This window comes from Pantoea sp. B270, assembly GCF_018726825.1.
Lineage (GTDB): Bacteria > Pseudomonadota > Gammaproteobacteria > Enterobacterales > Enterobacteriaceae > Pantoea > Pantoea dispersa.
The window spans coordinates 2,480,949-2,502,407 of record NZ_JAHCSX010000001.1; the positions used below are offsets into that span (position 1 = coordinate 2,480,949).

Genomic DNA, 21,459 nt, shown 5'->3' on the forward strand with positions numbered 1-21,459 from the left:
ACCCGACGAAATTTACTCACACGGAGTAATTTATGCTGCAGTTTATAATTAAGGATGTTCTTGGAACACCCGCTATACTTGTCGGCCTTTTTTCCCTGATTGGTTTATTACTGCAAAAGAAACCGGTATCCGATGTGATTTCCGGTACGCTAAAAACCATCATGGGTTTTGTTATTCTTATCGCCGGGGCCAACTTAATTGCGGCCACCCTGACCATCTTCAGCCAGCTATTCGAGCACTCGTTCAATATTCAGGGCGTAGTGCCGAATACTGATGCAATGGCCGCGCTGGCACAGAAAAACTACGGTACCGAAACCGCGATGATCATGGTGTTCGGTATGCTGGTGAATATTGTGCTGGCGCGCATCACGCCGCTGAAATACATCTTCCTGACCGGGCACCATACGCTGTATATGTCGGCCATGCTGGCAGTGATCCTGTCGGTGGGCGGCGTGCACGGCTTCTGGCTGGTGCTGATCGGCTCGCTGATTCTCGGCACCATGATGGTGGTATGTCCGGCGATTCTGCAGCCGTTCACCCGCAAAATCACCAACTCGGACGACCTGGCGCTGGGCCACTTTGGCTCCACCGGCTACCTGCTGTCGGCGCTGGTCGGCAAAGCGGTGGGCAAAGGCAGCCCATCAATTGAAGAGCTGAAAGTACCGAAAACCCTCAACTTCCTGCGCGACTCGTCCGTGGCAATTTCGCTGACCATGATGATTCTGTTTGTCGCGCTGGTGCTGGTCGCCGGTAAAGAGTTTACCGAAAGCCAGGTGAGCGGCGGTCAGAACTTCATCGTCTTTGCCATTATCCAGTCAATCACCTTTGCTGCGGGTGTTTACATCATTCTTGCCGGTGTACGCATGGTGATTGCCGAGATCGTCCCGGCGTTCAAAGGCATCGCCGATAAACTGGTGCCGAACGCAAAACCGGCGCTGGATTGTCCGACGGTCTTCCCGTTCGCGCCGAACGCCGTAATCATCGGCTTCCTGTGCAGCTTCGCCGCCGGGCTGATCAGCATGTTCCTGTGCCCGCTGTTCGGTCTGAGCGTGATTGTGCCGGGCCTGGTGCCGCACTTCTTCTGCGGCGCGACCGCTGGCGTCTACGGCAACATCACCGGCGGACGGCGCGGTGCCATCATCGGTTCCTTTGTCCAGGGGCTGCTGATCTCCTTCCTGCCCGCCATTCTGCTGCCGCTGATGGGTGACCTTGGCTTCGCGTCCACCACCTTTGGTGATGCGGACTTCGGTATCGTCGGCATTGTGCTCGGCCACATTATTTCGTTCTTCCATTGATGTCACAGACAGCGCCTGCGGGCGCTGTTTGCGTAATGAGGAAATCAGCATGAACGCCCGCTTTTCACCGTCCCTGATGTGCATGGATTTGACCCGCTTCCGCGAGCAGATCGAAGCGATGAACGCCAGCGCCTCGTTCTATCATGTCGATATTATGGATGGCAGCTATGTTAAGAATATTACGCTGTCGCCGTTCTTTATTGAGAACCTGCGTAAAATTACCGATGTGCCGATTGATGTGCATTTAATGGTGAACCACCCGGAAGATATTATTCCGATATGCATTGATGCCGGTGCGGATATTATCAGTTTCCATCCGGAGACGGCGAATAACAAAATTTTTCGCCTGCTGACGCAAATTAAAGAGGCTGGCCGTCGCTGCGGCGTGGTGCTGAATCCGGCTACGCCAGCCGACAGCATTCGTGAATATGCGCATCTGCTGGATAAAGTGACGGTGATGTCGGTCGATCCCGGCTTCGCCGGGCAGAAATTTATTCCGGAAACGCTGAACAAAATTCGCCAGCTGATCGCTATGCGGGAAACGCACGGTTATCACTATCTGACCGAAATCGATGGGTCGTGCAATGCGCGCACCTTTAAGCAGATTGCCGCCTCGGGCGTCGACGTGTTTATTGTCGGCACCTCCGGCCTGTTCAATCTCGATGATGATGTGGCACAGGCGTGGCAGAAGATGGAGCAGATTTTTGCCCAGGAAACTGCCGCAGCGTGATGTCCTTTCACGCCCTGCCAGATGCGCATCAACGCGCGTCTGGCACATTATGCTGAAGGGTCGCCATTCATGGCGACCTGATATCTGAATAATTAACGCCCCAGCTCCGTCAGCGACTTATCCAGTGCTCCCACCAGCCAGTCGATATCACCGCTCTGGAACGCCAGCGGCGGACGCAGTTTCAGCACGTTGCCGTACGGCCCGGCCACCGACGTCAGCACATGGTGATCGCGCAGCTTCTCGATCAAATCCAGCGCCAGCGCTTTGTCCGGCGTCTTACTGCTGCGATCCTGCACCAGCTCAAACCCGATAAACAGCCCGGCACCGCGCACATCACCAATGCAGTCATGGCGATCCATCAGCTTCTGCAGCTCCGCCAGCAGCTGGGCGCCGACCACGCGGCTATGCTCCTGCAGCCCCTCTTCCTGGATCACCGTCAGCACCGCCTGCGCAGCGGCCATCGCCACCGGGTTGCCGCCGAAAGTATTGAAATAAGGGATCTCGTCGCTGAACGCGGCCAGCACGTCGCTTTTCGCCAGCAGGCCGGAAACCGGAATACCGTTGCCCATCGGCTTACCGGTGGTGACCACATCCGGCACCACGCCGTGACGGGCAAAGCCCCAGAAGGCATCGCCAGTACGGGCAAAGCCGGGCTGCACTTCATCAGCGATAAAAATGCCGCCGTTAGCATGCACCACATCTACCGCTTGCTGCAGGAATCCGCGCGGATTAGGCAGCACGCCGTCGGAGGAGAAGATCGAGTCGGCGAGGAAACCGGCGAATTTAATGCCGTGCGCTTTCATGTCATCAATCTGCTGCTGAATCTGATCGGCGAACCATGCCCCGAGGTCGGGCGCATCGACTCGATAAGCATCCGGCGGTGGCACCAGACGGGTGGTCGCGGCCAGCGGCTGACCGCTACCCAGCGCCGGTGACGCGCCAGAGGTCAAATCACTGGTACCGTGGTACGCCTCCTGCGAGACAATAATGCCGGTGCCGCCGCTCCAGGCGCGCGCCACGCGAATCGCCAAATCGTTGGCTTCTGAGCCGGTACACATATACATGGCGCGGTCGATGGCTTCCGGCGTGGTCGCCAGCAACGCTTCGCTGTAGTCAAGAATGCGCTCGTGCAAATAACGCGTGTGCGTGTTCAGCATCTTCATCTGCTGATTCACCGCCTCAATGACCGCCGGATGGCAGTGGCCGATGCTCGCCACATTGTTATACACATCCAGATATTTGTTACCCGCCGCATCCCACAAATACTGCCCTTCGCCGCGCACCAGATGCACCGGCTTGCGATAAAACAGACGATACGATTCGCCCAGCACTTTGCTGCGCTTGTCCGTCAGAGTGCGGGTGGCCGGATCCAGCGCGTCGGCGTGTTCGGCGCGAAAACTGTTGGTATCCATGATGGTGGAACGTGTAACCATGGTAACTCCCGTTGCGAAGGTGAAAGGGGTGTTTGCAGCCTGATCTCTGCGAACATCATGCCTGCTTTAGTGAAAAATGCAACCAAATACACAAATACAACCAAATACACATGACGCCACGATGACACTCAGGTAAGCTTAGGCCCAGCTTCGCTCTGCCACAGGGAAACGTCATGCTGCAGGAAACCCGTTTACATCGCATCCGCGCGCTGCTGAGCACGCAACATCAGCTCAGCACTGAACGCATCATCAAAGAGCTGGGCATTTCACGGGAAACGGCACGGCGCGATATCATTTCGCTTGAGGCGCAGGGGCTGGCGCGCCGCGTACATGGCGGTCTGGTGGCGCTGGAGAGCCCGCCGGAGCCACCGCTGCAGGTGCGCCGTAACGCACAGGCCAGAGAGAAACGCGCGATTGCCGCCGCGGCGGTACAACATCTGCAGCCCGGCCAGACGCTGTTCCTCGATGCCGGCACCACCACCACGCTGCTGGCTGAAGAGCTGCGCACCATGTCCGGCCTGACCATCATCACCAACAGTCTGCAGGCGGCACTGGCGCTCAGCGCGGCCGAAGAGCATGAAACCCTGAATAACCAGGTGCTGCTGCTGGGCGGCATGATGATGGCCGGCGCGCAGCAGACGCGGGGAGAAATGACGGTGGGGGAAATTTATCGATATCGCGCCGACGTGGCGCTGCTGTCACCGGTCGGCATCGATGCCCGAAACGGCGCCAGCAGCTTCCATCCGCATGAAGCCGCCATCGCGCACGCCATGGTACAGCAGGCCAGCTGCACCCTGCTGCTGGCGGATCACAGCAAACTCGGCGTGATCAGCCGTACCCAGTACGCCCCTGTCGGCGATATCGATCTGTTGATTTGCGACGGCGGCGCGGCAAAGCCCGGTGCGCTCAGCGCTCTGCAGCAGGCGTTAGCGGTGCAGGTGGTGTAAGGAACTGCCCGATGCACGGTCACCGTACTGACGGCACAGTGACCTCATCGATTATGGCTGAACCAGCGTGTGGATTTTTTGGCTTATTTTCTCAACCAGCCGTCCGTCATTTTTAAAAACAAACTCATCGGAAAATATCTGATGGCCGTTACTGTAGCCAGGCGACCACAGCTGATTATTTTTCAGTGAGTCCTGATAGATGCCAACCAGGGCTTTGTTATAAGCCGCCGAGATATGCACCACGGCGGTATCGGGAGTAATCACGCAATCACTTTTCTTAACCGCAGCGAAAGCGTGATACAGCGAGGGAACGCGGTATAACTTCGCGGGGTGCAGCGACGCCTGTTCCAGCGCGCCTTTGTGATCGAGCACCACGATATTGGTGGCCGCATTGTGCCTGACAATCGCCCCGATTAGCTCATTCAGCTGCTGCTCAGAGAGGTCACGATCGGCATGACTGGCATAAATATTGATTAAAATATTGTGCTCATCAGCGGAAAACATGCCGGACTGGTGAATTTCGGCATCAATGCGCTCAGGATAAAATATTTCATAATTCAGCCCATCAACCGTCTCAACCTGAAGATAGTCAAGAACCGCACGATAGATATTTTTAACGTGGTTATTAAGGTGATCGAACTGAATGTTGATATCGTAGGGTTTAAGCCAGCCAGGCTTGTTGAAACCCAGCGTCATTTTAGGATTGATATCGGCAATCATTTTGGGCATATACAGCGCGGTTTGCCAGATAGCCGTATCGATCAATAAATCGTAAGCATTGTCTCTCAGGAGGGTAACGACCTCACTCCCGATGGCGGTGTCATATTTATCGCGCTGATGACAATCACTGAAACTCTCCGAGAGATAGATGTTGTGGATATACGGGTTATGCCGGAAAAGGCTCTCATTCTCCTTTACCGCCAGAATATCTACACGATACCCGGCTTCAAACAGCGCTCTGAGAAAACACGTAGAAACGATGGCATCGCCGATTTTACCTTCATTGCGAACCAGCAGAATGGATTTGATATCCTGTCTATTCGGCTTGTGGCATGAAGACTTTTTCCATTTCCTTGCTGCAAAATAAAGATCAAGAGAGTATTTAATCTCTTTCTTTAAATAATTACGCCTGCGATTCAGCTGCCGCAGCTTTTTAATTAAAGCCATAATGAATATATTATTATTGATTGAGACGTTAATGATAGCGCATCAACTTCTTCATTCCTATCGAAAAGAAGGTCACATTAAAAACTATTGCATGCATATTATTTAGCAGGCTAACCAGAAAAAGCGTAGCGTAATAAAAGATTGCCTGACACCTCCCGGTACGCTGCACGCCGCGAACGATGAAATTCCCGGCATGTATCGCACATCAACCGTTGATCAGACGCTGCGGATGGCTGTACACCGTGGCGCGTCCCGGTTTAGAAAAACCCACCAGCGTCAGGTTACAGCGCTCGGCCACCTCAACCGCCAGCTGGGTGGCGGCCGAGACGGCAAACAGGATCTCTACGCCGCACATGGCAGATTTTTGCACCATCTCATAGCTGGCGCGGCTGGAAACCAGCACCGCACCCTGCTGCCAGTGCTGCTGGCTGCGCTGACCCAGCAGCTTATCCAGCGCCACGTGGCGACCCACGTCTTCGCAGCCGCCCTGCAGTTCGCCCCGCGGCGACATCCACGCGGCGGCGTGCGTACAGCCGGTCAGATTGCCGATGGGCTGGAAATCGCGCAGCTGTGCCAGCCCGTTATCAAGGCAGGCCAGATCGAAGGTCTGCGTAAACGGCAGCGGCTGCACCGGCTTGCCGATTTGATCCAGCTGCTCCACCCCGCATACGCCGCAACCGGTGCGGCCCGCCATGGCGCGACGCTGCGCCTTCAGCGCCATAAAACGCCGGCTGGAGAGTTCGATCTGCACTTCGAACCCATTGCAGCCCGGCACCACATCCATGCCATAGATCTCGCCGGGTTGCTCAATAATGCCTTCGGAGAGCGAAAAACCGAGCGCAAAAGCCTGCAGATTATCCGGCGTCGCCATCATCACCACGTGTGAAATACCGTTGTAGACCAGCGCCACCGGCACTTCCTGCGCCAGCCAGTCGCTTTCCGCTTCAGTAATCGCGTGGCGCTGCCATACGGTGGTCTGGCTCAGTCCTGCGATCTCATTCACATTCTGGTTACTTTTTTGCTGTTTCGCTTTCACTTCTCTCGTCTCGCATAACAACCACATTAAAGTAGTGGTAATATCAGGTCGCTTTTGACGCAATCCTGCGTGGAGCCATTCTGAACCCCGGCTCCATCCAGCGCAAAAAAATTATTACAGCAATGTCGACTCAAGGATTACCCATGAACGTCAGCCGAAGAAAATTCTTCAAGATCTGCGCTGGCGGTATGGCAGGAACCACGGCAGCCCTGCTCGGCTTTACGCCGGAAGCCGCGCTGGCGGAAACACGGCAGTATAAGTTGCTGCGTGCCCGCGAAACCCGTAATACCTGCACTTACTGCTCAGTCGGCTGTGGCCTGTTAATGTACAGCCTCGGCGATGGCGCGAAAAACGCCAAAGAGACCATTTTCCACATCGAAGGGGATCCGGACCATCCGGTGAGCCGCGGCGCGCTTTGTCCGAAAGGCGCGGGCCTGCTTGATTTTGTCCACAGCGACAGCCGTCTGAAATATCCGGAATACCGTGCGCCAGGCTCCGACAAATGGCAGCGCATCAGCTGGGATGACGCCTTTACGCGCATCGCGCAGCTGATGAAAGCCGATCGCGACGCCAACTTTATCGCGCAGAACGCCGCCGGCGTGACGGTAAACCGCTGGCTCTCCACCGGCATGCTGTGCGCTTCGGCCTCCAGCAACGAAACCGGCTACTTAACGCAAAAATTTACCCGATCGCTCGGTATGCTGGCGGTCGACAACCAGGCACGCGTCTGACACGGACCAACGGTAGCAAGTCTTGCTCCAACATTTGGTCGCGGTGCGATGACCAACCACTGGGTCGACATCCGTAATGCCAATCTGGTTGTGGTGATGGGCGGAAACGCTGCTGAGGCGCATCCGGTCGGTTTCCGCTGGGCGATGGAAGCCAAAATTCACAACAAAGCCAAACTGATTGTTATCGATCCGCGCTTCACCCGCACGGCATCGGTGGCAGACTTTTACACGCCTATCCGCCCCGGCACCGACATAGCCTTCCTGTCGGGTGTGCTGCTGTGGCTGCTGCAGAATGACAAAATCCAGCATGAATATGTGCAGGCATATACCAATGCCAGCCTGATTGTGCGGGAGGATTACCATTTCGACGATGGCCTGTTCAGCGGCTACGACGAAGCCAATCGCAAATATGACAAAACCAGCTGGAACTACGAGCTGGGCGACGACGGCTTTGCCAAACGCGATGACAGCCTGAGCCATCCGCGTTGCGTATGGAATCTGCTGAAGCAGCACGTCAGCCGTTATACGCCGGAAATGGTCGAGCGCATCTGCGGCACGCCAAAAGCGGATTTCCTGCACGTCTGTGAGCTGATTGGTGAAACCAGCGCGCGCGACCGCACCACCTCGTTCCTGTATGCGCTGGGCTGGACACAGCACTCCGTCGGGGCGCAGAACATCCGCACCATGGCGATGATCCAGCTGCTGCTGGGCAATATGGGGATGGCCGGCGGCGGCGTCAATGCGCTGCGCGGACACTCCAATATTCAGGGTCTGACCGATCTCGGCCTGCTGTCGCAAAGCCTGCCGGGCTATATGACGCTGCCGTCGGAAAAACAGACCGATCTCACCAGCTATCTGGCGGCAAACACGCCGAAGCCGACGCTGCCGGGCCAGGTGAATTACTGGGGCAACTACTCGAAATTCTTCGTCAGCATGATGAAAGCCTTCTTTGGCGATAAAGCGCAGGCGGAGAACAGCTGGGGCTTTGACTGGCTGCCGAAGTGGGACAAAGGCTACGACGTGCTGCAGTACTTTGAGATGATGTCGCAGGGCAAGGTCAACGGCTATCTGTGCCAGGGCTTTAACCCGGTGGCGTCGTTCCCGAACAAGCGCAAAGTGATTGATTCGCTGTCGAAGCTGAAGTTCCTCGTCACCATCGACCCGCTCAACACCGAAACCTCGACCTTCTGGCAAAACCACGGCGAGTTTAACGATGTCGATCCGGCGCAGATTCAGACCGAAGTATTCCGTCTGCCGTCAACCTGCTTTGCCGAGGAGAACGGCTCAATCGTCAACTCCGGCCGCTGGCTGCAGTGGCACTGGAAAGGTCAGGATGCGCCGGGCGAAGCGCTCAACGACGGTGAAATTCTCTCCGGTATCTATCTGCGCCTGCGTGAGATGTATGCGCGCGAAGGCGGTGCACAGCCAGAGCCGGTACTGAACATGACCTGGAACTACCTGACGCCCGACAATCCGGCCTCGGAAGAGGTGGCGATGGAGAGCAACGGCAAAGCGCTGGCGGACATCTACGATGACAAAGGCACGCTGCTGGTGAAAAAAGGCCAGCAGCTCAGCACCTTTGCCCATCTGAAAGATGACGGCAGCACCAGCAGCGGCTGCTGGATTTTCGCCGGTAGCTGGACGCCGGATGGTAACCAGATGGCGCGCCGCGATAACACCGACCCGAGCGGGCTGGGCAATACGCTGAACTGGAGCTGGGCGTGGCCGCTGAACCGCCGCATCCTGTATAACCGCGCCTCCGCCGACCCGCAGGGCAACCCGTGGGATCCGAAACGCCAGATCCTCAAATGGGATGGCAGCAAGTGGGGCGGTATGGATATTCCGGACTACAGCACGGCCGCGCCGGGCAGTAACGTCGGGCCGTTTATCATGCAGCCGGAAGGCATGGGCCGCCTGTTCGCCATCGACAAAATGGCAGAAGGACCGTTCCCGGAGCACTACGAGCCGTTTGAAACGCCGCTCGGCACCAACCCGCTGCATCCTGACGTGGTCTCCAACCCGGCCGCGCGCGTGTTCAAAGACGATCTGGCGGCGATGGGCAAAGCGGAGCAGTTCCCGTATGTCGGCACCACGTATCGTCTGACCGAGCATTTCCACTACTGGACCAAACACGCGTTGCTCAACGCCATCGCGCAGCCGGAACAGTTTGTGGAGATTGGCGAGAAGCTGGCAAACAAGCTCGGCATCGCTCAGGGCGATACGGTGAAGGTGAGTTCCAACCGCGGCTATATCAAAGCCAAAGCGGTGGTCACCAAGCGCCTGCGTCCGCTCAACGTCGATGGCAAAACTGTCGATACCATTGGCATCCCGATTCACTGGGGCTATCAGGGCGTGGCGAAAAAAGGCTTTATCGCCAATACCCTGACGCCGTTTGTCGGTGACGCCAACACGCAAACGCCGGAGTTTAAGGCGTTCCTGGTTAACGTCGAGAAGGTGTAACGGAGAACGAAGATGGCTTATCAATCGCAAGACATTATCCGCCGCTCCGCCACCAATGGTTTCACGCCTGCCCCGCAGGCGCGTGACCATCAGCAGGAAGTGGCGAAACTGATCGACGTCACCACCTGCATCGGCTGTAAGGCGTGTCAGGTCGCGTGTTCAGAGTGGAACGACATCCGCGACGAGGTCGGTCATAACGTCGGGGTGTATGACAACCCGGCGGATTTGACCGCCAAATCCTGGACGGTGATGCGTTTCTCGGAAGTCGAGGAGAACGGCAAGCTGGAGTGGCTGATCCGCAAGGATGGCTGCATGCACTGTGCCGACCCCGGCTGTCTGAAAGCCTGCCCGTCGGAAGGCGCGATTATTCAGTACGCGAACGGGATCGTCGATTTTCAGTCGGAACAGTGCATTGGCTGCGGCTACTGCATCGCCGGCTGTCCGTTTGACGTGCCGCGGCTGAATAAAGACGACAACCGCGTGTATAAGTGCACGCTGTGCGTCGATCGCGTTAACGTCGGTCAGGAACCGGCGTGCGTGAAAACCTGTCCGACCGGGGCGATTCACTTCGGCAGCAAAAGCGATATGCAGCAGCTGGCTGCCGATCGCGTCGCCGAGCTGAACACGCGCGGCTATGCCAACGCCGGGCTGTACGATCCGGCTGGCGTCGGCGGCACGCACGTCATGTACGTGCTGCACCACGCCGATAAACCGCAGCTGTATCACGGCCTGCCGGCTAACCCGAGCATCAGCCCGGCGGTCACCTTCTGGAAAGGCGTCTGGAAACCGCTGGCTGCTATCGGCTTTGCCGCCACCTTCGCCGCCGCGGTGTTCCACTACGTTGGTGTCGGTCCGAACCGGGTGGAAGAGGACGACGACGAAAACCTGCATGAAAAAGAGGAGCGCGAGTAATGAAAAAGCGCGATCGTCTGGTGCGCTACAGCGCGCCGGAACGCATCAATCACTGGATTGTCGCGTTCTGTTTTGTGTTTGCCGCGCTCAGCGGACTGGGTTTCTTTTTCCCGTCGTTTAACTGGCTGATGCACGTGCTCGGCACGCCACAGCTGGCGCGTATCCTGCACCCCTTCGTCGGCGTGGTGATGTTTGCAGCCTTTATTATCATGTTCTTACGCTACTGGAAGCACAATCTTATCCAGCGCGAAGATCTGGTATGGGCGAAAAATATCCGCAAAATCGTGCGTAATGAAGAGGTGGGCGATACCGGGAAATACAACTTCGGGCAGAAGTGTGTGTTCTGGGCTGCTATCATCAGCTTAGTCTTGCTGCTGGCGAGCGGAATTGTCATCTGGCGCCCCTGGTTCGCCGGGTACTTCACCATTCCGCTGATTCGCGCCGCGCTGGTGGTGCATTCGGTCTCGGCTGTGGCACTGATCATGACGATTATGGTGCATATTTATGCCGCCCTGTGGGTGAAAGGCACCATTACCGCCATGGTTGAGGGCTGGGTACCGGCCGCGTGGGCGAAGAAACATCACCCACGCTGGTATCGCGAGCAGCGCCAACGCCAAACACAACAGGAAAAACGTCCCTGATGAGTATTCGCATCATCCCGCAGGAGCAGCTGGAGAAGAGCGAAAAGAACACGGCGGAGCAAGTTCCGCCGTTACTTTTCCCCCGGCTGAAAAATCTCTACAGCCGCCGTGCGGCGCGGTTGCGTGATCTGGCGGCGAAAAATCCGCTGGGCGACTACCTGCGTTTTGCCGCGGTGATCGCGCAGGCCCAGGAAATCGTGCTGTATGACCATCCGCTGCAGATCGATCTGCATCAGCGGCTGGCAGAGAGCGCGCAGCAGGGCAAACCGCCGCTGGATATCCACACTTACCCGCGCGATGTGCACTGGCAGCGGCTGCTGCATTCGCTGATCGCCGAGCTGAAGCCAGAGATGAGCGGCCAGGCGCTGGCGGTGCTGGAGAATCTGGAGAAGGCCTCGTCCACCGAGCTGGAAACCCTTGCCAGCGCGCTGCTGGAGGGCGAATTCGCCCAGGTCAGCAGTGATAAAGCCCCGTTCATCTGGGCGGCGCTGTCAATTTACTGGGCGCAGATGGCGGCGATGATCCCCGGCAAAGCGCGGGCCGAATATGGCGAGCACCGTCAGTTCTGCCCGGTGTGCGCCAGTGTGCCGGTCGCCAGCGTGGTGCACATGGACGTTGGCCAGCAGGGTCTGCGTTATCTGCACTGTAATCTGTGCGAAAGCGAGTGGTACGTGGTGCGCAGCAAGTGCTCGAACTGCGAGCAAACGCGCGATCTGCATTACTGGTCGCTGGACAGCGAGCAGGCCGCCGTGAAAGCCGAAAGCTGCGGCGACTGCGGTACCTATCTGAAGATGCTATACCAGGAGAAAGATCCGGCGCTGGAACCGGTGGCCGACGATCTCGCCTCGCTGGTGCTGGATGCCCGCATGGAGCAGGAAGGATTCGCGCGCAGCAGCCTGAATCCGTTTATGTTTCCCGGGGATTGATGCCACGTGCGCATGATTGGACGCCGGACATGGTAGGGTCGCCATTCATGGCGACCAGGTTTATTCACCTGCGTCATCCCTGTTGCCTGAATTGATCATTCACACGGAGGCTTCGATGAAACTGATTGGCAGCTATACCAGCCCGTTTGTGCGCAAAATCTCAGTGATCCTGCTGGAAAAGGGCCTGGTGTTTGAATTCGTCAACCACTCTCCGTGGGAGCCTGACAGCCACGTCCCGCAGTACAATCCGCTGGGTAAAGTGCCGGCCTTCATTGATGACCAGCAGCTGACCTGGTTTGACTCCTCGATCATTGCTCAGGTGATTGAACTGCGTGGCGATGCCCCTGCCCTGCTGCCCGACGACGCACTGCGCGCCCTGCAGATCCGCCAGCTGGAGAAGCTGGCCGACGGCATCAATGATGCGGCGGTGATGATCGTGCGCGAACAGATGCGTCCCGGCGATCGGCAATCGGAAGAGGTGCTGCTGCGTAATCGCGAGAAAATCGCGCGCGGCCTCGACGCGCTGGAAACCGCCGCCGCGCAGGGCGAGTTGCTCAACAGCGGCACGCTCAACCTCGCCGATATCGCCACCGGCTGCACCCTGGGCTATCTCAATTTTCGCCGCGTGCTGCCCAACTGGTGCGTCAATCGCCCGGCGCTGGTTAAACTGGCAGAAACGCTGTTCGAGCGGGAAAGCTTTGCCCGTACGGTTCCGCCCACCCACTAAGTGATGTGATGAAAGCCCTCTACAGTCAGCTCCCTGCCATCGACAGCCTGCTGCGCGATCCGGCGCTGCAGCCGCTGCTGGCACAATCCGGTACCGCCTTTATCACGCGTCAGCTGCGCGGCATGCAGCAGGAGGCGCGCGACCACATTCAGCAACATCAATCGTTACCACACTGGCACGCCAGCTGGCCGGATGAAGCGCTGCGCCGCGCGCAGCAGCAGCAGCAAAGCGCGCTGCACCCGGTGTTTAACCTGACCGGCACCGTGCTGCACACCAATCTCGGGCGCGCGCAGCTCAGCGATCGCGCAATCGCGGCGGTCAGCGCCTGTTTGCGCCAGCCGGTAACGCTGGAGTATGCGCTGGACGACGCGGCGCGCGGCCATCGCGATCGCGCAGTCAGCGCACTGCTGTGCGAGCTAACCGGCGCCGAAGCTGCCTGTATCGTCAATAACAACGCCGCGGCGGTGCTGCTGATGCTGGCCAGCCTGGCAGCGGGCCGCGACGTGATTATGTCGCGCGGCGAACTGGTGGAGATCGGCGGCGCATTCCGTATCCCTGACGTGATGCGCCAGGCGGGCTGCCGATTGGTGGAGGTCGGCACCACCAATCGCACCCATATGAAGGATTATCGCGGCGCCATCGGCGAGGACAGCGGCCTGCTGATGAAGGTACATACCAGTAATTACCAGATTCAGGGCTTTACCCATGCCGTGTCTGAAGCCGAGCTGGTGCAGTTAGGCGACGCGCACGGCCTGCCGGTGATCAGCGATCTCGGCAGCGGTTCGCTGGTGGATATGACGGCGTACGGATTGCCACCTGAACCGATGCCGCAGCAGCTGATTGCGGCTGGCGTGAGTCTGGTGAGTTTCTCCGGTGACAAACTACTGGGTGGCCCGCAGGCCGGGATTATCGTCGGCAAAAAAGCGCTGATTGACCAGCTGCAACAGCATCCGCTGAAGCGCGCACTGCGCGTCGATAAAATGACGCTGGCGGCGCTGGAAGCGACGCTGCAGCTCTACCGTCAGCCGGAAACCCTGCATGAGACGCTGCCGACACTGCGCCTGCTGACGCGTAGCGCGCACGATATTCTGCAACAGGCCGAACGTCTGATGCCGGCGCTGGAGCACGCCTTCAGCGCCGATTTTTCGCTGGCGATCGCCGCCTGTTCCTCGCAAATTGGCAGCGGTTCGCTGCCGGTCGAACGTCTGCCCAGCTTTGCTATCACCTTCACGCCACGCGACGGTCACGGCAGCCAGCTCAACGCCCTGGCGCAGCGCTGGCGCCAGCTGGCACGCCCGGTGATTGGTCGTCTGCAGGAGGGCAAACTGTGGCTGGATTTACGCTGCCTTGATGACGAAGCCGCCCTGATACGGACCTTAGTACCATGATTATTGCCACGGCCGGACATGTCGATCACGGTAAAACCGCGCTGTTGCAGGCCCTGACCGGTGTTGATGCCGATCGCCTGCCGGAAGAGAAACGGCGCGGCATGACCATCGATCTCGGTTATGCCTACTGGCCGCAGCCCGATGGCCGCACGCTGGGCTTCATTGATGTGCCTGGCCATGAAAAATTTCTCGCCAACATGCTGGCCGGCATCGGCGGCATTCATCATGCGCTGCTGGTGGTGGCCTGTGACGATGGCGTGATGCCGCAGACGCGTGAGCATTTACAGCTGCTGAGCCTCGCCGGACAGCCGCCGCTGAGCGTGGCGCTCACTAAAGCCGACCGCGTCGACGCCGCACGCATCGCAGAGGTGCAGCAGCAGGTCGCGCAGCTCACGCAGCAACTCGGCTGGCCAGCGGCAGCGCAGTTTGTTACCAGCAGCCATACGCTGCAGGGCATTGAAACGCTGCGCCAGCACCTCAGCAGCCTGAACGCACCGGCGTTTGAGCCTGGCCGCCGTTTCCGCCTCGCCATCGACCGCGCTTTCACGCTGAAAGGCACCGGGCTGGTGGTCACCGGCACCGCGCTGAGCGGTGAAGTCAGGGTGGGCGACACGCTGTGGCTCAGCAGCCTGAACCTGCCGCTGCGCGTGCGGGCGCTGCATGCGCAGAACCAGCCAGTGACGCGCGCCCAGGCGGGCGAGCGCATCGCGCTGAATATCGTCGGTGACGTGGAGAAGGCACAGATTACGCGCGGCGACTGGCTGCTGGCGCAGCCACGTCCCGCCGGCACGCAGCGGCTGATCGTTGCACTGCGCCTGCTGCAACCGCTGAAAACGGCCTCACAGCCGGTGCATCTGCATCACGCGGCCAGCCACGTCACCGGCCGCTTAACGCAGCTCACGGACGATGTGGCTGAACTGGTGCTCAGCCAGCCGCTGTGGCTGGCGGAAAACGATCGGATAATTATCCGCGACAGCAATGCGCAGCACACGCTGGGCGGCGGACGCGTACTGCTGTGCGACAGCAAAAAGCGCGGTAAACGCCAGCCGGACTATCTGCAGTGGCTACAGCAGCTGGCCGCGGCGCGCGATGACAGCGCCAGCCTGCAGGCGCATCTGGCGTATCAACCGGCCGCGTATGACGAGCTCGGCTGGGCGCGTCAGCTCACTGCGCCGGCGCTGGACGCGCTGCTGCTGCCGCTGAATCCGGTACGGCTGGGGACCAGCCTGATGAGCGACACCATGGCCAGCGCCTGGCAGCAGCGTTTACGGGAAGCGCTGAGCGCCTTCCACCAGCAGCATCCGGAGCTGCCGGGCATCGGCCACGATCGCCTGCGCCGTGTGGCGCTGCCGCATGCGCCGGTACCGCTGGTGCCGGGATTAATCGACCAGATGCTGGCACAAGGCGAGTTGCGGCAGAAACAGGGCTGGCTGCACCTGCCCGACTTCGCGCCGCGCTTTAATCCACAGGAAGCCACGCTGTGGCAGCAGGTCGAGCCGCTGTTCAGCGACCAGCCGCTGTGGGTGCGCGACATTGCCGATGCGCTGCAGCAGGATGAAGCGCAGATTCGCGGTTTATTGCTCACCGCGGCGCGTCTCGGCCATATCACGGCGATCGTGCGCGATCGCTACTACCGCAGCGCGCAGATCCAGATCTTCGCCGATCTGATTCGTCAGCGCGCAGCCGCCGGAGGCAGCACCAGCGCCGCCGACTTCCGCAACCAGCTGGGTACCGGCCGCAAAGTCGCGGTGCAGATTCTGGAGTTCTTTGACCGCAGCGGCTTTACCCGCCGTCGCGGTAACGATCACCTGCTGCGCGACGCGCGCCTGTTCACCCCTTCTGCCGCCTGAAACAAAAAAAGGACGATTGCTCGTCCCTTCAGTTCACTTCTGCCCATCGCTTACTGCAGCAGCGAAATGTCCGCCACCTGCAGGAACAGCTCGCGCAGTTGCGCCAGCAGCGTCAGGCGATTGATACGCACCGCTTCGTCATCGGCATTCACCATGACGTTGTCGAAGAAGTTATCCACCGCTTCGCGCAGCTGCGCCAGCTCCACCAGGGCATCCTGATAGCGGCCTTCCGCAAAGTACGGCTGCAGTTTGTCGCCCAGCGCGGTGACAAAGGTCGCCAGCTGAATTTCAGCGTTCTCTTTCAGCAGGGATGCCTGCACGCTGTCGTTCAGGGTTTCGGTGGCTTTCGCCAGGATATTCGACACGCGCTTGTTAGCCGCCGCCAGCGCCGAAGCCGCTTCCAGCGTACGGAAGTGCGAAACCGCCTTCATACGTGCATCGAAATCGGCCGGACGGGTTGGACGACGCGCCAGCACCGCCTGAATGGTGTCAACGCTGTGGCCCTCTTCCTGATACCAGGCGCGGAAACGGCCCAGCATGAAGTCGATGACATCATCAACCACGTTGGCGTTGCTCAGCTTGCTGCCGTACAGGCGCACCGCTTCTTCCGTCAGGGTTTGCAGATCGAGCGGCAGGTTCTTCTCAACGATGATACGCAGCACGCCCAGCGCGGCACGACGCAGCGCAAACGGGTCTTTATCGCCTTTCGGATGCTGTCCGATGCCGAAGATACCGGCCAGGGTATCCATTTTATCGGCAATCGCCACGGCGCAGGCCACCGGGCTGGACGGCAGATCGTCACCGGCGAAACGCGGCTGGTACTGCTCGTTAAGTGCAACTGCCACATCTTCCGCTTCACCATCGTGGCGCGCGTAGTGCATGCCCATCACACCCTGGGTGTCGGTGAACTCGAACACCATATTGGTCATCAGGTCGCACTTCGACAGCAGGCCAGCGCGCGTGGCGTGATTGACATCAGCGCCAATCTGCGCGGCAATCCAGCCAGCCAGCGCCTGAATACGGTCGGTTTTGTCACGCAGCGTACCCAGCTCTTTCTGGAACAGCACGGTTTCCAGACGCGGCAGGTTATCTTCCAGACGCTTTTTACGGTCGGTGTTGAAGAAGAACTCGGCATCGGCCAGACGCGGACGCACCACTTTTTCATTACCGGCAATGATCTGCTGCGGATCGCGCGATTCAATGTTAGTGACGAAGATGAAGTTTGGCAGCAGCTGGCCGTCTTCGGCGTAAACCGGGAAGTATTTCTGATCCCCTTTCATGGTGTACACCAGCGCTTCAGCCGGTACCGCGAGGAACTTCTCTTCAAACTTCGCCGTCAGCACCACCGGCCACTCCACCAGCGAAGCCACCTCTTCCAGCAGGCTGTCGCTCAGGTCGGCTTTACCGCCCAGCTGCTGCGCGGCGGCTTCGGCATCGGCTTTGATTTTGGCTTTACGCGTGGCGTAATCGGCGATCACTTTACCGCGCTCCTGCAGCAGCTGCGGATATTGATCGGCATTATCCAGCGTCAACTCCGGCTCGCCCATGAAGCGGTGGCCGCGAATAACGCGATCGGACTGAATACCGAGGATGGTGGCCGGAATCAGCTCATCACCCAGCAGCAGCGTCACGGTGTGCACCGGACGCACGAACTGCACGTCGCTGGCACCCCAGCGCATCAATTTTGGAATCGGCAGCTTGCTCAGCGCGGTCGCGACCATCGCCGGCAGCAGCGCCTGCGCGCTTTCGCCTTTTACCGCAGCACGATGCACCAGCCACTCGCCTTTGTCAGTGCTGAGACGCTCAGCCTGCTCTACGGTGATGCCGTTGCCACGTGCCCAGCCTTCTGCCGCTTTAGTCGGCTTGCCTTCGGCATCAAACGCCGCAGCGACGGCCGGGCCGCGCTTTTCTACTTCGCGATCGGGCTGCGCGGCCGCCAGCTGTGCCACCTTCAGCGCCAGACGACGCGGTGCCGCAAACCAGCTGACGTCGCCATGCGCCAGACCGGCGCTGTCGAGCTCAGCGGTAAAGTGCGCAGCAAAGGCTTCTGCCAGGCTGCGCAGGGCTTTCGGAGGCAACTCTTCGGTGCCAATTTCCACCAGGAAAGTTTTATCGGTCATGGCTGCCTCTTACTTATTACGGTTGCACATAGGGAAGCCGAGCGCCTCGCGGGAGGCATAATAGGCTTCCGCCACGGCTTTCGTCAGGGTGCGGATACGCAGGATATAGCGCTGGCGCTCGGTGACCGAGATCGCCTTGCGCGCATCAAGCAGGTTGAAGCTGTGCGCGGCTTTGAGAATGCGCTCATAGGCCGGCAGCGGCAGCGGTTTTTCCAGCGCCAGCAGCTGCTGTGCCTCTTTTTCATACTGCTCGAAGCAGCTGAACAGGAAATCGACGTCGGCGTACTCAAAGTTGTAGGTCGACTGCTCCACTTCGTTCTGGTGGAACACGTCACCGTAGGTGGTTTTGCCGAACGCGCCGTCGCTCCAGGTGAGATCGTACACGCTGTCCACGCCCTGGATGTACATCGCCAGGCGCTCCAGACCGTAGGTGATCTCGCCGGTCACCGGCTTACACTCCAGGCCGCCGACCTGCTGGAAGTAGGTGAACTGCGTGACTTCCATGCCGTTCAGCCACACTTCCCAGCCGAGTCCCCAGGCGCCCAGCGTTGGGTTTTCCCAGTTATCTTCGACGAAGCGAATGTCATGCACGCCAGGGTCGATACCGAGCTCTTTCAGCGATCCGAGGTACAGCTCCTGAAGGTTGTCCGGGTTCGGCTTAATCACCACCTGGAACTGGTAGTAGTGCTGTAAACGGTTCGGGTTTTCACCGTAGCGGCCATCGGTGGGACGACGCGATGGCTGCACGTAGGCGCTCGCCATTGGCTCTGGCCCGAGAGCCCGCAGGCAAGTCATAGGGTGAGAAGTGCCAGCGCCCACTTCCATGTCCAGCGGCTGGACGATGGTGCAGCCCTGACGCGCCCAGTAATCCTGCAAGGTCAGGATCAGGCCCTGAAAGGTCTTGGTATCAAACTTTTGCATGTTGAATTCGCACGCGATACGGGTGGATTTAAAAAGAGTGCGACAGTATACCCTTTGACCGCGCATTGTGCAGCCGGAAATCCTGGCGCAGACGGCCACGGTTGTGCGGCGGTTAACAGAGAGCTCCGAAATCCAGGCTGCGGGGGTTGTTGGCCCGCTGTGCACTGGCTACCCTTCTTCGCACGGAGTACGCACGAGGAAGCCATGTCGCAAAAAATCTGCTGGATTGATAACTTACGCGCGGTCGCCTGTCTGATGGTGATCGTCATTCACACCACCACCTGGTACATCACCGGACCGATGGCAGTCACCGGACCCAGCTGGGACGTCGCCAATCTGCTTAACTCGGCTTCGCGCGTCTGCGTGCCGCTGTTCTTCATGATTTCCGGTTATCTGTTCTTTGGCGAACGCAGCGCACAGGGCCGCCATCTGCTGCGCATTGTGCTGTGCCTGCTGTTCTACAGCGCCGTCGCGCTGGCCTACATCACCTGGCTGACGCCGATCAGCGAAGGCCGATCGCTGCTGAAGCTGTTGCAGAAGCCGGTGTTCTACCATCTGTGGTTCTTCTTCGCCATTATCGGCATCTACCTGCTGTCTCCGCTGATTCAGGTGAAAAACGTGCCGCCGCGCTATGTGGCGCTGCTGGTGCTGATCCTCGCGGTGATCGCCAATCCGAACACCGTCAGCCAGTCGCTGGGGCCGTTCCACTGGCTGCCGGTCAATCTGTATGTCAGCGGCGACTCGATTTACTACCTGCTGTACGCGCTGCTTGGACGGGCAATTGGCGTGATGGATACCGACAGGCGCGGCATCAGCTGGCTGGCCGGGCTGAGTTTTATCGCCTGCGTCATCGGTATCGCACTTGGCACCAGACAGATGCTGAAGATTAACGGCGCGTTTAATGACACCTGGTATCTTTACTGTGGCCCACTGGTGTTTATCGCGGCGATAAGCCTGCTGGTGCTGTTTAAAAATGTGCTGAACCACCGGCCGCTGCCGCTGCTGGCAACCATTTCACGCTATTCGCTGCCGATTTATGGTTTCCATGCGCTGTTCATTCACTATCTGCGTACCCATCATTACGACGATATGTCGCGGCCATGGCTCGATCTGCCGTGGGTCTTTGGCGTAACCCTGCTGGGCAGCCTGCTGCTGGCGATGTTGCTGAAACGCGTGGACAAGCATCATCTGGTGAGCTGATCGTCCCAGCGCTGCCGGGCGCGGCGCAGCTGGCGTGCCGAGGAGAAGCCGGCGGCCAGCGCCGCTTTTTCCGCCGCTTCCCCCTGCTGCTGGCGCTGGCGCGCAATCACCAGCCGCAGCTGCTCGTGGTATTCCCGCACGCTGATACCCAGATGCTGGCGAAACAGGCGCGTCAGATGGCGTTCGCTGACGTGGGCACGTTCGGCCAGCGCGCCCAGCGCCCAGTCATGTTCCGGATGCGCAATCATCGCGTCCTGCGCGCGATGAATCGCCGGATGCAGATGATTACGGTAACGCAGCCACGGCGACAGTTGCGGATCGTCACCCGAGCGGCGGAACCACACCACCATCTCCCGCGCCACCGTTAGCGCCTGCCGCGCGCCGCACAGACGGTTGATCAGGTGCAGCGCCAGATCGATACCCGCAGTAATCCCCGCGCTGGTCCAGATGCCGGCATCTTCCACAAACACACGGTTGTCTTTCACCAGCGCAGCCGGCGCGGCAGCTTTCAGGCGCGGCAACACATCATGGTGCGTGGTGCACTGTACGCCATCCAGCAGACCAGCCTGCGCGGAGAGCAGCGCGCCGGAGCAAATACACACAAGGGTAATGCGCCGCGTATGAATCGCGCTGCGTTGCTGGCGCAGCCAGTCGCGCGCCTGCCCGGCTGCCCCGGTATCGAACCAGATGCGGGAATCGAACACGCCGGGTACAATCAGCAGGCTGTTATCGGGTAGCGTGGCGGGCAGCGGTGCAATATCAGCAATGGTCATGCCGGTCGAGCAGGTGACGCTCGCCTGCGGGCCGATGTAGTGCAGCGCAAAATGTCCGCCCGCCAGCTGCAGCGTCTCTGCCGGCCCGGTGAGGTCGAGCGCCATGACGCCCGGCAGGACAAGAAAATAGACGGGCTGCGGCATGGTGGGTTCCTCAGGCGATGAAGGGTAACGATGGGCGAAGATGCGCAGCCAAATCCGG

At 59.3% G+C, this 21,459-nt stretch carries 17 protein-coding genes; 11 read left to right on the forward strand and 6 right to left on the reverse strand.

Features of this window, described 5'->3' with window-relative positions; translation table 11 throughout:
• The first annotated feature begins 32 nt into the window (after nt 1-32).
• Nucleotides 33-1,295, forward strand: coding sequence for a PTS ascorbate transporter subunit IIC (locus KOL70_RS11900; RefSeq protein ID WP_058758148.1), 1,263 nt, complete (start codon nt 33-35; stop codon nt 1,293-1,295).
• A gap of 49 nt (nt 1,296-1,344) precedes the next feature.
• Nucleotides 1,345-2,025, forward strand: a complete 681-nt coding sequence (gene alsE, locus KOL70_RS11905) for a D-allulose 6-phosphate 3-epimerase (protein ID WP_215480698.1) — start codon at nt 1,345-1,347, stop codon at nt 2,023-2,025.
• A gap of 92 nt (nt 2,026-2,117) precedes the next feature.
• On the opposite strand, the gene KOL70_RS11910 is transcribed toward alsE, so the two are convergent.
• Nucleotides 2,118-3,458, reverse strand: a complete 1,341-nt coding sequence (locus KOL70_RS11910) for an aspartate aminotransferase family protein (RefSeq protein WP_058758150.1) — start codon at nt 3,456-3,458, stop codon at nt 2,118-2,120.
• A 173-nt stretch (nt 3,459-3,631) separates the two neighbouring features.
• On the opposite strand from KOL70_RS11910, the gene KOL70_RS11915 reads away from it, so the two are divergent.
• A complete protein-coding gene (locus KOL70_RS11915; RefSeq protein ID WP_215480699.1) occupies nt 3,632-4,405 on the forward strand; it encodes a DeoR/GlpR family DNA-binding transcription regulator in 774 nt (257 codons plus the stop codon).
• A gap of 51 nt (nt 4,406-4,456) precedes the next feature.
• Here the strand turns inward: KOL70_RS11915 and KOL70_RS11920 are convergent, their stop codons facing one another.
• On the reverse strand, nt 4,457-5,572 hold the full coding sequence (locus KOL70_RS11920; RefSeq protein WP_215480700.1) for a glycosyltransferase family 9 protein: 1,116 nt from the start codon (nt 5,570-5,572) through the stop codon (nt 4,457-4,459).
• 205 nt (nt 5,573-5,777) lie between these two features.
• A complete protein-coding gene (gene fdhD / locus KOL70_RS11925; RefSeq protein ID WP_058770769.1) occupies nt 5,778-6,608 on the reverse strand; it encodes a formate dehydrogenase accessory sulfurtransferase FdhD in 831 nt (276 codons plus the stop codon).
• Nucleotides 6,609-6,751: 143 nt separating this feature from the next.
• Between fdhD and fdnG the strand changes: the two genes are divergently transcribed.
• The 7 genes from fdnG (at nt 6,752) to selB (ending at nt 16,243) form a co-directional block, all read left to right on the forward strand.
• The gene (gene fdnG, locus KOL70_RS11930) at nt 6,752-9,799 is read left to right on the forward strand and encodes a formate dehydrogenase-N subunit alpha (RefSeq protein ID WP_215480701.1); all 3,048 of its coding nucleotides are present in this window, start codon (nt 6,752-6,754) and stop codon (nt 9,797-9,799) included.
• Between the two features lie 12 nt (nt 9,800-9,811).
• Nucleotides 9,812-10,711, forward strand: a complete 900-nt coding sequence (fdxH, locus tag KOL70_RS11935; RefSeq protein WP_021506856.1) for a formate dehydrogenase subunit beta — start codon at nt 9,812-9,814, stop codon at nt 10,709-10,711.
• Nucleotides 10,711-11,352, forward strand: coding sequence for a formate dehydrogenase cytochrome b556 subunit (gene fdoI, locus KOL70_RS11940; RefSeq protein ID WP_125311334.1), 642 nt, complete (start codon nt 10,711-10,713; stop codon nt 11,350-11,352). Before fdxH ends, fdoI begins: the two co-directional genes overlap by 1 nt.
• The gene (gene fdhE, locus KOL70_RS11945; RefSeq protein WP_058770768.1) at nt 11,352-12,278 is read left to right on the forward strand and encodes a formate dehydrogenase accessory protein FdhE; all 927 of its coding nucleotides are present in this window, start codon (nt 11,352-11,354) and stop codon (nt 12,276-12,278) included. The genes fdoI and fdhE overlap by 1 nt, the downstream gene beginning before the upstream one ends.
• A gap of 115 nt (nt 12,279-12,393) precedes the next feature.
• Entirely contained in the window at nt 12,394-13,005 is a 612-nt protein-coding gene (locus KOL70_RS11950) for a glutathione S-transferase (RefSeq protein ID WP_021506859.1), read from the forward strand.
• Nucleotides 13,006-13,013: 8 nt separating this feature from the next.
• Entirely contained in the window at nt 13,014-14,393 is a 1,380-nt protein-coding gene (selA, locus tag KOL70_RS11955) for an L-seryl-tRNA(Sec) selenium transferase (protein WP_215480702.1), read from the forward strand.
• Complete coding sequence (gene selB, locus KOL70_RS11960; protein ID WP_215480703.1) at nt 14,390-16,243, forward strand: selenocysteine-specific translation elongation factor; 1,854 nt, start codon at nt 14,390-14,392, stop codon at nt 16,241-16,243. The genes selA and selB overlap by 4 nt, the downstream gene beginning before the upstream one ends.
• 50 nt (nt 16,244-16,293) lie before the next feature.
• Here the strand turns inward: selB and glyS are convergent, their stop codons facing one another.
• On the reverse strand, nt 16,294-18,363 hold the full coding sequence (glyS, locus tag KOL70_RS11965; protein ID WP_058781907.1) for a glycine--tRNA ligase subunit beta: 2,070 nt from the start codon (nt 18,361-18,363) through the stop codon (nt 16,294-16,296).
• A gap of 9 nt (nt 18,364-18,372) precedes the next feature.
• Complete coding sequence (gene glyQ / locus KOL70_RS11970) at nt 18,373-19,284, reverse strand: glycine--tRNA ligase subunit alpha (protein ID WP_021506863.1); 912 nt, start codon at nt 19,282-19,284, stop codon at nt 18,373-18,375.
• A gap of 204 nt (nt 19,285-19,488) precedes the next feature.
• Between glyQ and KOL70_RS11975 the strand changes: the two genes are divergently transcribed.
• Nucleotides 19,489-20,484 (forward strand): acyltransferase, encoded by a 996-nt coding sequence (locus tag KOL70_RS11975; protein WP_058775591.1) that lies wholly within the window; start codon nt 19,489-19,491, stop codon nt 20,482-20,484.
• Here the strand turns inward: KOL70_RS11975 and KOL70_RS11980 are convergent.
• Complete coding sequence (locus KOL70_RS11980; RefSeq protein WP_215480975.1) at nt 20,469-21,401, reverse strand: GlxA family transcriptional regulator; 933 nt, start codon at nt 21,399-21,401, stop codon at nt 20,469-20,471. The two genes, KOL70_RS11975 and KOL70_RS11980, sit on opposite strands and share 16 nt — an antisense overlap.
• Nucleotides 21,402-21,459: the final 58 nt, after the last annotated feature.

Excerpts from the sequence above, each read along its gene's own strand:
- KOL70_RS11900 (WP_058758148.1), top strand. The coding sequence starts at position 33 with ATGCTGCAGTTTATAATTAAGGATGTTCTTGGAACACCCGCTATACTT.
- alsE (WP_215480698.1), top strand. The coding sequence starts at position 1,345 with ATGAACGCCCGCTTTTCACCGTCCCTGATGTGCATGGATTTGACCCGC.
- KOL70_RS11910 (WP_058758150.1), bottom strand. The coding sequence starts at position 3,458 with ATGGTTACACGTTCCACCATCATGGATACCAACAGTTTTCGCGCCGAA.
- KOL70_RS11915 (WP_215480699.1), top strand. The coding sequence starts at position 3,632 with ATGCTGCAGGAAACCCGTTTACATCGCATCCGCGCGCTGCTGAGCACG.
- KOL70_RS11920 (WP_215480700.1), bottom strand. The coding sequence starts at position 5,572 with ATGGCTTTAATTAAAAAGCTGCGGCAGCTGAATCGCAGGCGTAATTAT.
- fdxH (WP_021506856.1), top strand. The coding sequence starts at position 9,812 with ATGGCTTATCAATCGCAAGACATTATCCGCCGCTCCGCCACCAATGGT.
- fdoI (WP_125311334.1), top strand. The coding sequence starts at position 10,711 with ATGAAAAAGCGCGATCGTCTGGTGCGCTACAGCGCGCCGGAACGCATC.
- fdhE (WP_058770768.1), top strand. The coding sequence starts at position 11,352 with ATGAGTATTCGCATCATCCCGCAGGAGCAGCTGGAGAAGAGCGAAAAG.
- KOL70_RS11950 (WP_021506859.1), top strand. The coding sequence starts at position 12,394 with ATGAAACTGATTGGCAGCTATACCAGCCCGTTTGTGCGCAAAATCTCA.
- selA (WP_215480702.1), top strand. The coding sequence starts at position 13,014 with ATGAAAGCCCTCTACAGTCAGCTCCCTGCCATCGACAGCCTGCTGCGC.
- selB (WP_215480703.1), top strand. The coding sequence starts at position 14,390 with ATGATTATTGCCACGGCCGGACATGTCGATCACGGTAAAACCGCGCTG.
- glyS (WP_058781907.1), bottom strand. The coding sequence starts at position 18,363 with ATGACCGATAAAACTTTCCTGGTGGAAATTGGCACCGAAGAGTTGCCT.
- glyQ (WP_021506863.1), bottom strand. The coding sequence starts at position 19,284 with ATGCAAAAGTTTGATACCAAGACCTTTCAGGGCCTGATCCTGACCTTG.
- KOL70_RS11975 (WP_058775591.1), top strand. The coding sequence starts at position 19,489 with ATGTCGCAAAAAATCTGCTGGATTGATAACTTACGCGCGGTCGCCTGT.
- KOL70_RS11980 (WP_215480975.1), bottom strand. The coding sequence starts at position 21,401 with ATGCCGCAGCCCGTCTATTTTCTTGTCCTGCCGGGCGTCATGGCGCTC.